Annotated in this window: 10 protein-coding genes and 2 pseudogenes; 3 read left to right on the forward strand and 9 right to left on the reverse strand. The window is 64.6% G+C overall.

Annotated features, from left to right (window positions below):
• On the reverse strand, window positions 1-752 hold a 752-nt coding region (locus ON19_RS33590), incomplete at its 3' end, for a metal-dependent hydrolase (protein ID WP_043702347.1).
• Window positions 753-849: 97 nt separating this feature from the next.
• On the opposite strand from ON19_RS33590, the gene ON19_RS33595 reads away from it, so the two are divergent.
• The gene (locus tag ON19_RS33595; RefSeq protein ID WP_043702226.1) at window positions 850-1,464 is read left to right on the forward strand and encodes a TetR/AcrR family transcriptional regulator; all 615 of its coding nucleotides are present in this window, start codon (window positions 850-852) and stop codon (window positions 1,462-1,464) included.
• A gap of 66 nt (window positions 1,465-1,530) precedes the next feature.
• On the opposite strand, the gene ON19_RS33600 is transcribed toward ON19_RS33595, so the two are convergent.
• Window positions 1,531-4,848, reverse strand: coding sequence for a protein kinase domain-containing protein (locus tag ON19_RS33600; RefSeq protein WP_157229965.1), 3,318 nt, complete (start codon window positions 4,846-4,848; stop codon window positions 1,531-1,533).
• A gap of 341 nt (window positions 4,849-5,189) precedes the next feature.
• Here ON19_RS33600 and ON19_RS33605 point away from each other — a divergent pair, with 341 nt between their 5' ends.
• Window positions 5,190-6,020 (forward strand): methyltransferase domain-containing protein, encoded by an 831-nt coding sequence (locus ON19_RS33605; protein WP_157229966.1) that lies wholly within the window; start codon window positions 5,190-5,192, stop codon window positions 6,018-6,020.
• A 535-nt stretch (window positions 6,021-6,555) separates the two neighbouring features.
• Window positions 6,556-8,271, forward strand: a complete 1,716-nt coding sequence (locus tag ON19_RS33610; RefSeq protein WP_063709525.1) for an esterase/lipase family protein — start codon at window positions 6,556-6,558, stop codon at window positions 8,269-8,271.
• Window positions 8,272-8,326: 55 nt separating this feature from the next.
• On the opposite strand, the gene ON19_RS33615 is transcribed toward ON19_RS33610, so the two are convergent.
• The 7 genes and pseudogenes from ON19_RS33615 to ON19_RS33630 form a co-directional block, all read right to left on the reverse strand.
• Window positions 8,327-8,824, reverse strand: coding sequence for a hotdog fold domain-containing protein (locus ON19_RS33615; protein WP_051169574.1), 498 nt, complete (start codon window positions 8,822-8,824; stop codon window positions 8,327-8,329).
• A 37-nt stretch (window positions 8,825-8,861) separates the two neighbouring features.
• Window positions 8,862-9,509, reverse strand: coding sequence for an enoyl-CoA hydratase/isomerase family protein (locus tag ON19_RS33620; RefSeq protein ID WP_043702229.1), 648 nt, complete (start codon window positions 9,507-9,509; stop codon window positions 8,862-8,864).
• An 11-nt stretch (window positions 9,510-9,520) separates the two neighbouring features.
• On the reverse strand, window positions 9,521-10,162 hold the full coding sequence (locus ON19_RS33625; protein WP_043702232.1) for a TetR/AcrR family transcriptional regulator: 642 nt from the start codon (window positions 10,160-10,162) through the stop codon (window positions 9,521-9,523).
• Between the two features lie 385 nt (window positions 10,163-10,547).
• Window positions 10,548-10,654: pseudogene (locus tag ON19_RS45135) on the reverse strand (4-hydroxy-2-oxovalerate aldolase); the annotation flags it as partial.
• Window positions 10,655-10,792: 138 nt separating this feature from the next.
• Window positions 10,793-11,119: pseudogene (locus ON19_RS44895) on the reverse strand (DUF6069 family protein); the annotation flags it as partial.
• Between the two features lie 54 nt (window positions 11,120-11,173).
• Window positions 11,174-11,725 carry a CocE/NonD family hydrolase C-terminal non-catalytic domain-containing protein gene (locus ON19_RS44580; RefSeq protein WP_306307074.1) on the reverse strand — a complete coding sequence of 184 codons (552 nt, stop codon included), beginning with the start codon at window positions 11,723-11,725 and terminating at the stop codon, window positions 11,174-11,176.
• Window positions 11,629-12,891 (reverse strand): CocE/NonD family hydrolase, encoded by a 1,263-nt coding sequence (locus ON19_RS33630; protein ID WP_306307070.1) that lies wholly within the window; start codon window positions 12,889-12,891, stop codon window positions 11,629-11,631. Before ON19_RS33630 ends, ON19_RS44580 begins: the two co-directional genes overlap by 97 nt.
• Window positions 12,892-13,218: the final 327 nt, after the last annotated feature.

Genomic DNA, 13,218 nt, shown 5'->3' on the forward strand with positions numbered 1-13,218 from the left:
GTCGCGCTGACGAACTGCATTGTCCACGACCGGCCCTTGTCCTCCGACGGGTCCTTCTTGTACAGGTAGGCCGTCGACACGATGAACAGAGGTAGCAGCGTGGCGGTCGCGAGGATTGCCGTGCGAGCCCTGCGTGCGTAGCTGCCGTCGATGTGCTGGAACGCGTCGTAGACGACGCTGCGATGCTCGACTTCTTCCGCACCGTGCCAGCGGACCAGATCCAGCATGGTGGGGTGCATGCCCTGTTCTTCCAGGATGTCCGCGTTCAGCAGCCATTCGCCGATCACCGCGGTGAAATGCTCCATGCCTGCGAAGAGCCCGAGCCGTTCCTTTACCCACTCCTCTCGGGGCCGGCCGGTGAGCCCGTGGTCACCGAGGATGCGATCGACCAGCCATGCGATCTTCGAGACGTAGGACTCGACATCCAGCCCGATCGACTGCAGATGCTGCCGAGCGCGCTCGTGACTGCCGGCATGCATGGATTCCTGACCGATGAAGCCTTGCACCTCCTCCCGCAGGCGCTCGTCATCGATAAAGGGAAGGGCCTCTGCCAAGCACTGGGCCATAGCTCGCTCCCCCTCGGGCAGCACCAGATGCATCACGTTGACGATGTGGGTCGCGAGGGCTTCGCCGGGGATGTAATGCATCGGCACCGAGTCGAAGTCGAAGTGAACATCCCGAGCATTGATCGCGTGCGCTTCGTCGCGGTAGGGGTGCCCCGTCGCACCGGCCTTCTGCGCTGTGTCAGCCATGGAACGACCGTACACAACCACAAATTGCATTGCAATGTTGCAGCAACACCTCATGCGTATCTGTTGCAGAAGCTGGCGAAACTGCTAACGTTGAAGCGTGAAAGCCGCGTCCACCGCACCCACCAGTCCACAAGACTCCGGTGACAGCATCGAATCGCGCATCTTGGACGCGGCTTTGGTCCAGTTCGAGCGACTCGGTGTCAAGAAGACGACCATCGAGGACATCGCGCGCCAGGCGGGCGTCGACCGCGTCACCGTTTACCGGCGGGTCGGCTCACGCGACGACGTGGTGCAGGCTGTGGTGAGCCGAGAGGTCGGCGCGGTACTCGCCGAGGTAACGCAGCTCCCCGACCGACACGACAACATTGCCGATCTGGTCGCCGACATCTTCGTCACCGTTCTCACGCGATGGCGCAACCACCCCCTGGTCCACCGAATGTTGACGCTCGAACCCGAGCGCGTCATCACCAAGCTCACCACCGACGGCGCAACGACATTCGCGATGTCTGTGGCGACCACGACCGCTGCCCTCGCGCGCGCCGCCCAACATGGACTGTTACCGGAGACCTCGGACCTGATGGTGCGCGCGGAAGTCGTCTGCCGCATCGTCCACTCGCTCATCCTCGCCCCAGACGGCGGGACGCAGTTCGAATCCGATTCGGAAATGGCCGAATTCGCACGAAAGTATCTGCTGCCGATCATCGTCGACTGAAGCACGGGCTCCGCTCGGAACCCGGGGCCTCTGCCGGTCGGATCGCCTGCCCTTGAACCGAAAGCACTATCGTCCAGATCGGACTCGGGAACTCTCCTGTTCGGTTTCCTTCACGATCCAAGCGGCGATTTGTGCGCGTGAGGTGAATCCGAGTTTGGTCAAGATGTGTTCGACGTGGCCTTGCGCGGTGCGTTGCGAGATCACCAGTTCGGCGGCGATCTGCTTGTTGCTGAGTCCTCGCGCGACAAGCTCGGCGACCTGCCGCTCCCGCTTGGTCAACTTCGCGGACTTGCCCGACGCGGGCGCCTTGCCGGGGAGCCGTTCCCCGAGCGCGTACGCTACAGCAGCGTCCATGCCCATCCCCTGGCCTTGCCGGAAGGCAGCGCCGAATCCGCGAGCGCCGAGGGCACGGCGCGTCCTTCGCTCACTTTCTTCGTGAAAACGCGACATACTCCGCAAAACGGCCCGGACGCTGCTGCCGGCCAGCCAGTTGCCCTGCACGGTTCCCATCAGAACAGCCGCGCGCTCGGCGTCGCCGCGCTCGGCGACAGTCCACGCCAGAGCCTCAAGGCCGAACGCGGCGAGCACCGGGCTGTTCGGTCGCCGGTTGACGCGCAATGCCTCCTCGAGCAACTGTTGGGCACGGTCCCGCTCGCCTCGCTGCCAGGCGGCAACGCCCAAGCCGCGCAGCGCCGTCGAACGATAGAGCAATTCGCCCTGCGCTTCGGTGATGGCGAGTACCCGGCGGTAGTGCTCGCTCGCTCGTGCCACGTCGCCGCGCAGTTCGTATGACAAACGAGGATGGCCAGAGCGCTGACGTAGAGCTCTCCCGCCTGGTTCGAACCGAGCATCTCGACGGCTCGTTCGAGGGAGGTGGATGCTTCGGCAGCCTCGCCGCGAGCGAGGGCGACTACGCCGGCGGCGTAGGCGAGCTGTCCCCTGGATGGCGGGATCGGAAGTGTGCGCGGCGAGCACTCGTCCCTCCTCCAGGAAGGCGGCGGCAGCCTGGAAATTCCCCTGAGGCGCGGCAACCTCACAAGCGGCGCGCAGCGCGCTGATGCGCTCGGGTATCGATTGCGCGCATGGGTGGGCGAGAACACGATCGAGCCATAACCGGCCTTCCCCGTACAGGCCGCGAAAGCTCCAGAACTCGTGCAATGCGGCGGCAATGCGCAACCCTGCTTCTGCCGCCGCCCGAGTGTTCTCGGACAAGTAGGACTCGAGCGCTTCGCGCAGGTTGGGTTGCTCCCGTTCGAGCCGGACGATCCAGTCGGGCTGCCGAGGGCTGATCCACCCGGCTTCGGCATCCAGCGCCAACTGCTGGTACCAGGCGCGGTGACGTCGGCGCAGGTCGGTGTCCTCGCCCGACTCACGCAGCTTTTCCCGACCGTAATCGTGGACTGTCTCGAGCATCCAGAAACGCACGACGGTATGCGATACCTCCCGCATCACGATCGACTTGTCGACCAGAGAGGACAGCACGTCGAGCAGACTGTGCTCGACAGCGTCGAGTTCCGAGCCGCCGGAGCGGTCGGTGCCGCATATCTGTTCGGCGGCGTCGAGTTCGAAGCTGCCTGCGAACACCGACAGCCGGGCCCATAGCCGCTGTTCGGCCGGGGTACACAATCCGTAGCTCCAGTCGATACACCACCGCAGCGTCTGTTGACGTGTCGGCGCTGTTCGACTACCACGGGTGAGCAGCGTGTACCGATCGGTGAGCCGCGCCAGGATCTGCTCCGGTGACATCGTGCGCATCCGAGCTGCGGCCAACTCGATCGCCAGCGGCAAACCATCCAGCTCGGCACAGATCCGGGTCACAGCGGCCTTGTTGTCCTCGTCGAGTTCGAAGCCCGGCACCGCCGCTGCGGCGCGGTCGGCGAACAAGGTCACCGCGTCGTAGCGGGGAATCCCACCCAGCGTCAGCTCCCGCTCGGGGTCGGGGACCGTCAGCGGCGACACTCGCAGCACCGCTTCCCCCGCGATGTCCAACGGTTCACGACTGGTGGTCAGCACACGCACCTGCGGGCAGGTCCGCAGCAGCGTCTCGACCAGCTTCGCCACGGACTCCACCACCTGCTCGCAATTGTCGAGCACGAGCAGTGTTCTTCGCGAGCGCAGAAATTGGGCCAGAATCAACGGACTGGCGGCCACGTCCCGCATACCGAGGGTGGCCGCTACGACATCGACCAGCAACGCCGGGTCGAACACATCCGCCAGCTCGACCAACCACACGCCGTCGGGGAAATCGCGCCGCGCATGCGAAGCTGCCCGCAGCGCCAGGCGCGTCTTTCCCACACCCCCGATCCCGGTCAGAGTGACCAGCCGCGACGCAACCAGCGAACTCTTCACTTCGGACAACTCGGTGCGCCGACCCACAAAACTGGTCAGCTCGAGCGGCAGATTACCTGCACTGTCAGCACTACTCACCACTGGCGAGCGCGGTTTCCGCGAGGGTGGCTCCTGGTCTGGACGGTGGTGAATCGGTTCACCCAGCAACGCCATCTCACCCACCGGAAACCCGAGGCGGCGCCGGACCTGCCGAAGACTCTCACCCAGAGCCGCAGCCGAGGGTCGCTCATGGCGATCGCGGCTCATCGCGGCTTCCACCGCAGCCGACACATCGTCCGCGACGCCGTTCTCGCGCAGGTCCGGCATCGGACGGGTGGTGATCCGCAAAAACTGCGTCACCACGTTCTCCCCGCTTCGACGTTCGAATGCGGCATGCCCGGTGAGCGCGCAGAACAGTGTGGCGCCGAGCCCGTACACATCCGCGGCCGGAGTCGGCGCCTCTCCTTCGAGCACCTCCGGGGCGGTGAACGCCGGCGACCCGGTCAACGTCCCCGCCGCGGTCTGAAATCCACCGGCGATGTGCGCGATACCGAAATCGGTCAACGCCGGCTCGCCGTACTCGGTGAGTAGGACGTTGCCCGGTTTCACGTCCCGATGCACGATACCCAGCCGGTGCGCGCCGGCGAGCGCACCGGCGATCTTCACCCCGAGCCCCACAACGTTCTCCGCCGCGAGCGGACCATTCTTTCGGATCCACGCGTCGAGGGAACCCAGCGGGTAATAGGGCATCACCAGATAGGGCCACCCGCTTTCGGTAGCACCCGCCTCCAGCACCGTGACGACGTTCGGGTATCCGGTCAACCGCCCCATCGCACGCTGCTCTCGAAGAAACCGCTCCTGATTACCGGCATCCAACTCCGCGGTCAGCACCTTCACCGCCACCGTCCGGTCCAACCCCGGCTGCCAGCAGCGATACACCACACTGAAACCACCGCGCCCGATCTCCACCGCGTCCTCGAAACCGGCCACGGCCAGCTCCGCCGTGAGCGGCGTCAACACCTCACGGCGAGTGCGCAGCGGATCGTCGTCGGTCATCGGCCGACAACAATCCAACCAGTCTGTCTGCGGTTACCAGGCAACATGCGCTGACCTTTCGCCACTGCTCAGCGTATATCGCCGTATCGGTCGCCATAGAGCGGAGCGCAGCGCTCTCGACTGCGTCGCCTCCTGTACACCGTCTGTCGACATACTCGGTGTCGCGCGCCGGGACGCGGTGCGTGCCTCGGGTAGCTCGGCGCTGCGATCGCTCGTGGTCACGACGTCACCCCCACTCGGAGACCAGCACCAGGCGGGCGGACAGTGACCCTCGCGCATCAGAGAACCATACGATCGAACAGTCGAATCGAATCCTGATCCGAAAGGCCGGGTGGGGCGTGGTGAGTGAGTCGCGGGCAGAGCTGTTCGACGATAAGTTCGGCGAGTTCCAGCGGTGGCAAGCGAGTCCATGGGGGCGGCTACGGTACACCACCGCGGCAGCGAACCTGACCGCTCATCTGCCGGCCGGTCCGTTGGAGATCCTGGACGTGGGCGGCGGCAACGGACTCGACGCGCTCGAACTTGCCGCAAAGGGCCACCACGTCACGATCGCCGACATTTCCGAGCAGTCCCTTGCCGAGGCGCGCACCGCGGCCGCGCAACGCGGCCTCGCTGATCGTGTCACCACCCGGCATGCCGGCTTGGACACCATCGGTGACGAGTTCGGTCCGCACCGCTTCGACGTTCTACTGTGCCACAACGTGATCCAGTACCTGCCCGCTGCGGGTGGGGTGATCGCAGCACTCGCGGTGCCACTGCGGGTGAGCGGACTGATGTCGGTGATCGCGCCGAACGCCGACGCCGATCCGCTGCTCACCGCGGTGCGAAGCCTGGACCTGGACGGGGCGTTGCGGATGCTGGACGCTCCCACCCGCTACAGCGTCGCCTACGAAGCAGAAACCCGCGCCTGCTATCCCGACCGCGTCAAAGCCGACTTGGGGGCCGCCGGATTCGAAGTCATCGCTCATCGCGGCATACGCAATGTCTGCGACTACATCGTCGATGACGAACGCAAGTCCGACCCCGACTTCTACCACAAGCTCGAACGCCTCGAACTCGCGCTGGCCGACCGCTCCCCCTATATCCATATGGCCCGGTTTTTCCACCTCATCGCCAAGCTTCAGTCTCCGGAGACGGTTCCTGATACGGATTTCGGACAGCCGACCCGATAGCGATGTCTGCCGTTGCAGAAGTCCATCGACAAACTCGCCACGATGCTGAAGGACTCGTGCTCGATCGCTGCGCAACGGCCGTGAGGCGCCATCCGGCAGTCAGCTGGCTCGAGCCGGTCCAGGTGCCGCACTGGTGCCGCCTGCACGGCGATGACGGGCGGCTCGACCCCAACAACTGAGCACATGGCATCGCGGCGTCGATCGATCATCCCCGCGCGTGCGGGAGCACCCGCGTGCCCGCCTATAAGTTGACATCCATGTGGCCGTGGTACACCCACGCGTTTCGAGTAGCCGACTACTCATGCTGAAGCGCGGTGAAGGGCGCAGTATTCGAGTCGTGCCCACAAATCGATCGAACAGTCCGTACGCAGCAAGGTGCTGATCGATCAGCCAGGGCTTGGCAACCGCGCGCGAACTACTGCTGACATCGCCGACCTCTCCAGGCCGTCGTCCAACGTGTGCAGTTCTATCAAGTGATTGCTTCTTCTATATGCCGCCGCGCACATGCGTCGCGCATCCAGGTAGGTGAGACAAAATGAAGCATCTTCCCATTATCTATATCCGCGGGTATGCCGGTGCCACGAGTGGAATCGACAGCCAAGTCGACGATCCTTTCTACGGGTTCAACGAAGGCGCTACTCATATTCGGGTCGGAGGCGATGGCGACCCGATGTTCTATCAGTTCGAGGGTCCGATGCTTCGGCTGATGATCGACGAGGGATACAAATTACTCGTCCAAGGTGACCAACACGCCTACCTGGAGAACGCGGAGGACGACGAGCTCGACGCGGCATCGATCTGGGTGTACCGATTTTACGACCAGGCTGCGACGACCTTCGCGGCCCCGCGGCGGCAAAATACCTGGCAGCGACTTCAGCGGCGTTTCCGCGCCGATGGCTTCGATCTCGAAGAGGCTGCCGAAGGACTTTATGATCTGATTGAACTCGTCTTACGTAAGACTCGATCGCCCGCAGGGGCGGCGAAGTCCAAGAAGGTGATTTTGGTTGCGCACTCCATGGGGGGATTGGTCGCTCGCTGCATGATGCAAAAAATCTGCCGGACGCCCGATACGAGGAACGGCCCTGACCGCCAGAAGTCGCGACGGAAAGCAAAGGAGATAGTCGACAAGTTCTTCACGTACGGGACCCCACACGGCGGCATCGTCTTTCAGAGCAACGTGTTGAACTGGTTCGAGGAAGTGGTCGGTCCAGCAGGCTCGGACATCTTCGCTCCGGAGAAGATGTACGGATACCTAACTCCTGAAGCCAGCTTCGGTGATACGCCGCCGGAGGACGAGGAATGGGATCCACGGGCACTTCCAGAAAGTATCCTCGACGTGGATGATGTCTTCTGCCTCGTCGGTACAGACCCCCAAGATTATGGCCCCTCGAAAATTGTTGTCGGACCCAAGAGTGACGGTCTGGTATGCATCGAAAATGCCTACGTTCGCGGGGCGCACCGGGCGTTTGTGCACAAGTCGCACTCTGGCCGGTACGGCGAGGTGAACTCCGAGGAGGGCTACCAAAATTTGCGACGGTTCCTCTTCGCAAGATGGAAGGTCCGAGTCGACTTCACGGGGTTGTCGACATACCCGGTCCATATGGACGAACTACCGGCGGAGGAACAATGGCCCATCTGGCAGGCCGACGTACGGCTGTCCGTCCGCGGTCTTCCCGTAGTCATCAGCGAGCAACGAATAGACCAATACTGCCCCATTCAACTCAATGAAGAGTTGAGGCGGAATCGAGCCGACAACCTCGACACGCCCGACCGCCCGGTGCCGCTTCTGACCACCTTTCTGTTCGACCCCGCCGACCTACATTCACCCCGCGACAAGAAAGCCGCAGAACAGCACAGTGGTAGAGCGAGATACAGCATCACTCTGCGCGTAGGAAAGTTGGTCGAGCGTGAACGCGGTTTCGATTTCGCGGACCACATGGAGCAGGTTTTCGATTGGGCTGACTCATTGATCGTAGACGTCGGCCAAGATTCCGGAGAAGGGTTGCAGGCATGGATGGGATGGAACACTGAAATCAACGGGGCGATCGACGAGTTCGACCCCATTACAAAATTCCCGATCCAGCCCACCTCGATCGATGGCGGGCAATGGAAATGTCAGGTAGCACTACCGGATGCTGCGCGTGCACTGCCGATCTTCGGTGATGCGGCAGCGCTCGACATAACGATTACGGACCGGAGGTTTGCCGTGCCGAGCAAAGCAGACCGGACTGATATCGCAGTACCGGCTTGAAGCAGCGACGGGAGAATTTCGCGCCCGAACGAACTCAGTGCCTGATGACGCCGGTCTACCGCTTTTTGGACACGTGCATGGTGATCCGCGCAGTGACGAAGGCGTTGCCGTCGGCGTCGAGGACGTCGACCGGGACTACGAGTTCGGTGGGTTCGTCGCTGAACTCGGGAATGGGGTCGAGGCGGGCGACGGCGGTCACGGCGGTGGTCGCCTTGGATTTGTATTCCACGCTCATGCCGACCGGGATCCACCGGTGGGTCGCGGGGATCGTGGCGTCTGTCATCATGCCGCCGGCGAGTTCGGCCATGTTGCACGAGGCGATGGCATGAAAGGTGCCGAGGTGGTTGCGGACGCTGCGACGGTTGGGGGCACTGACCCGGCACAGTCCGGGCCGCAGCTCGAGCAGAAGGGGGTGCACGCTGCGGAAGTAGGGGGCTTTCCAGCACAGCGCCTGGGTGAACAGCCAGTTGCCGAAGGGCAAGTGTTGCAGCGTGTTCCAGAGGGCGAGGTTGGTGCTGCCCGGCCGGGTCGTTGTGGTACTGGTGGTGGTCATCGACCGTCGTCCTTCGAATGTGATCGGTCCGGGTGGGTCAGCGCAGTGCCGCGGTGACGGTGCTGTACATGGTGGTTTTTATGGCGGCGAGCGTTGCGGGGTTCTTGCCGATGATGGGGGTGAGCCGGTCGACGGCAGTAGTGAGAAGCTCGGCTTCGGAAGCGGTGGCGTCGACGAGTCCGGCGGCCAGGGCGTCCGGGCCGCCGAAACGGTGGCCGGTGGTCATGGCGGTCACCGCGGCCTGGGAGTTGAGCTTGGCCTGGATGAGGGCGGCCATGCCAGGGGTGAAGGGGATGTTGATGTCGACCTCGGGGAAACAGTAGTAGCCACGGTCCTCGCGCATGACGCGGTAATCGTGGGCGATGGCCAGCATGGCGCCTGCGCCGAAGGTGTGGCCGTTGACCGCGGCGATGGTGGGCAGCGGGAAGGTGAGGATTCGGGCGAACAGTTCCTGGACGCGGGAGACGTACCACTCGGCGCGGTCGCCGTTGGCCATCAGCCAGTCCAGGTCCAGGCCGTTGGAGTAGAACTTCCCGCTGCCGGTAGTGACCAGGCCTTGAGCGTCTCGCTCGATGGCGTCGAGGTGGGCATTGACAGTGTCGAGCCAGTCCGGCGAGAACCGGTTCTCGCCGTCTCCGAGGGTCAGCACGGCGATCTTGTCCTGATAGTGCAGGTTCGCGGTCATGGGGTTTCCTTTCACTTCGTAGTGGTTGGGGTGGTGCCACTGCTGAGCTGCGGTGGCGGTAGGGGTAGGGCCAGTACCGCACGGACGGCGGCCGCGAGGCGTTGCCGCACTGCGGGATCGGGGTTTCGTCGGCCTCGCAGCAGCAGTGCGGTGGGCAGTTCCACCACGCAATCGCGGATGACCGCGACGGCCTCGCGATCGCCCCGATCGAACACGCCGCGCGACAAACCGAGGAACAGCTCGACCAGGAACTGATCGAGTTGGCGCAGTTCCCCGGCGATGTCGTCGGGAATCTCGCTGGAACCGAGCAGTTCCTGCCGGGACACAGTCAGCAGGAAGCGACCCGATGCCGGTTGCTGTAGCAGGAATTCGGCGGGCGTGTCGGCTGCGGCGACGACTGCCTCCACCGCGTCTTCAGGGGAGGTCCCCGCGGCCCATGCGCGGTCGACCGCCTCGCGCTGTAGGGCGAGAAACCGCTGCGCGGCGCGCAGCCAGACCCGGCCCAGCAGCCCGGCGCGGGAGCCGAACGCGTGATAGATCGCCCCGTTGGACACCGAGGTGGCTTCCGAAAGCGCACGGACGGTCACCGCGGCCGGTCCGGAGTCCACGGCCATTTGCTCGGCGGCATCCATCAGGTGATCGAGGTCGTGCATTCGAGGGCGGGGCATATGCTGGAGAGTAACAGAGCACCTGCTCTATAACTAGTGAGTCCTGTGCCCATCGGCGGTTCTCACAGGTCGAACGCGTTGGCGGGTCGCAGGGAGGCGTCGGCGAGCGCTCGTCTGTGTGAATGTCGCCGCGCCGGTGCTCGACGCCGACGGGCGGGTGCCCGCGGCAGTCAGCGTCAGCGGATCTCTTCGTGGCGGCGGGTCTGCGAACCTTCGTTTTTCATCGATGGCGCCTCAACAACGGCAGCGTCTCGATGCGCCTGTCAATGGGTCGCGTAACTACGAATGGCACTGAGCGATTGAGATGCAGCCGTCGTTGAGGTCCCGGCGGCCGTCACTTCCAGGGCGATGTCGATGATCAGATCTTCCGTATGCCACGCACGTCGATGCTGTATCGCTCGAAGGCGGCGGGTTCCGCGTGGCGCAGAAAACTCGAGTAGACGGGCCGGCAAAGCCGAGCGAGAAGGTCTCGCGGTCACGCGAACCGACCGAACCCATCAGATGTCGCAGCGGGCGGCATCAGTCGTGTTCGTTCATCGCCAGAGCCGCTGACAAGGCATGGGCTGCAAGGCTTCGCGCATATCCTGATCGATTTGAATTGTTGCCACTCCCATTTCATACGCTGCCTTCGCAAAAGTGTGCGCTGCTAGGGGGCCGGCCTGGTAGTGCATCGGCGGCCAACCCGGAAATCGGACTGTGACATGGCATTGCATGGCATTGCTTTCGTCGTACGGCGCGGTCATGCGACACCAGCAACACGGTGATGGCCGATCGGGTCCAGACGATCGGAGCTCGGTTGGTCAACCGGCCCAGCCACTTCCGCGTCGCTGAGGCGAGCAGGGATACGACCAGCGTGCTGCCGACGACGAGAGGAAGACCGACGACCTGGGCCGGCCGTCCGTTGCGAGTATCGACGCGCAGTTCGACGCCGAGGCTGTGGGCTGCGGTCCAGCAGCAGGGCTGCGGCCGGGGCGGTGCGGGCGGAGGGCATCCCGTTCATTCGCCGTCCAGGATCGGCAGGAGCAGACGTGAGCTGGAGTGCACCGTGTTGACGCCCGCCGTGCCGACGGGGGCGTGACTGAACAGCAACATGGGCTGGAAGTCCTCGCGATTGTCGTCGCTGGTGAGGACCAATCGGATGCGGTGCCCGCGCTGGAACCGGCGGGCGTTGGCGACCAGCGGGATGCGGTAGTCGACCGGCTCCCCTGGAGGGACGGGAACCCGCGCCTGCATCGGGAGGACGGGTCGGCCGGTCCTACTCGCGTCCTCGTCGACGTGGCGCATGCTGGCGCGCAGCCAGCCCTGGGTGATGTCGGTAGCCTTGCCGTCCGGGCCGACGTCTTGCAGGAGCAGGATCCATGCCGTGTCGGTCGCGCTGCTGGTGGCGGTGAGCCGTAGTTCGGGGTGGCCGACCATGTCGATGTCGTCGGGAAGGGGGTCGCTGGTCCAACTCAGCTGTCCTGGCATGGGGTCCGCGCCGTCGGTGGCGTAACTACGCTCGCCCGGCCGCTCGTCGGCCGTAAGGGAGCCGTCGGCGCTGAGTGCCAGGGCGGTGTGGGTGGCAGGCGGGGGCCAGGAGTCGGCGGTGCGCCACTGTTCGGCCCCGGCAACCAGTAGCGGATGGTGGGGCCTTCGAGGATGCCGGTGTCCCGGCCCTTGAGCCAGTAGTCGAACCAGGCAAGGGCCTCGATATGCATGCTTTCCCATGGCCAGGGCAGACTGTGCTCCCCGAGCATGGCCATGCGCACGTTCGGGTTGTGCGCGAGAGCGTCCCAGGCTTCGAAGAGGCCGGTCAAGTGGAGGGGGACGCTGGACCACTCGCCGCCGAGGCAGACGGGTATGTCCACATCGGCGAGCAGTCCGGTCAGGTCACGCTCGTCCCACCACGCATCCCGGGTCGGGTGATCGGTGGCCACTGCCGCGAGCAGGCCGTTCCATGGGTGGGCGTCGTGCCCGAAGCGGCTGATCAGCCGCAGGCGGCGGTGTACCTGGACGGCATCGGCCTGGCGGAACCGCCGATGGATGGCGGGGATGGCGAAGAACCGGCGCAATAGACGGGACAAGCCCTTGCGGTAGAGGCGGTCGCCATGGGCGGACAGGACGCCCAGCGCATGGATCCAGGGGTTGACGAAGGCCTCGTTCAACAGGCCGTTGTGGTACACGGCTTCCCGGACCTGGACAGTGACGTTGAAGGGGAACAGGGCCCCGAGGTGTGGTGGGCGCTGGGTGGCTGCCTCCAACTGGCTCATGGCGTAGTAGCTGATGCCGATCATGCCTACGTTCCCGTCGCACCAGGGCTGCTCGGCGATCCACTCGACCAGGTCGAACAGGTCCTTGCGCTCCTGCTCGTCGAAAAAGGTGTAGACACCCCCGGAGCCGACCGTGCCGCGGAGGTTGGCGATGACATGGGCGTAGCCGCGCGGCACCCAGTAGTCGCTGGCGCCGGCCTCGATAATCGCCGCGGGGGCGCCGAGGTCCTGGAGCTGGCGGGGGTAAGGCGCCGCCGCGAGGAGCGCGGGGAACCTGCCCTCCTCGTCGGGCCGGTGAATGTCGGCCATGAGCTGGGTTCCGTCACGGACCGGGATGGGCACATTGTCCTCGCGGGTCGTCCCGTGCAGGGCCGTGGACAGGTTGCGGTACTGACGACCGGTCGTCTGCGGTCCGTTGAGCTGACGTTGACCGGGCTCCACTCCAGCAGCCTTGAATCTCGCCATGACACCTTCATTTCCACATGTACTGAAATTAACTTGTCCTCACCGTACGCGCGTGGGTCAGCTGCGGGCAAGGGTAATTTCCACATTCCGTGAAAATATGGGGTGCCTGGGGCGCCGCCCGGCCGGTCGCTGCCTACCAGAGGTTCGCCGGGAGGTCGCCGCCACAAGTGCACACGTTGAGCGCGGCGCTATGCGAGCCGCGTTCAGCGGCAGGCGTTCGCCGCGAGGGGTCTACAACTCGAACCAGACGCGTTTGCCAGGTGGGAGCAGGACGGCACCCAAGCGGCGGGCAAAGGCGTCGACCAAGGGCAAGCCGCACCCGACCTC

It is taken from the genome of Nocardia abscessus NBRC 100374, from assembly GCF_000308455.1.
In the GTDB taxonomy this organism is placed as follows: domain Bacteria; phylum Actinomycetota; class Actinomycetes; order Mycobacteriales; family Mycobacteriaceae; genus Nocardia; species Nocardia abscessus.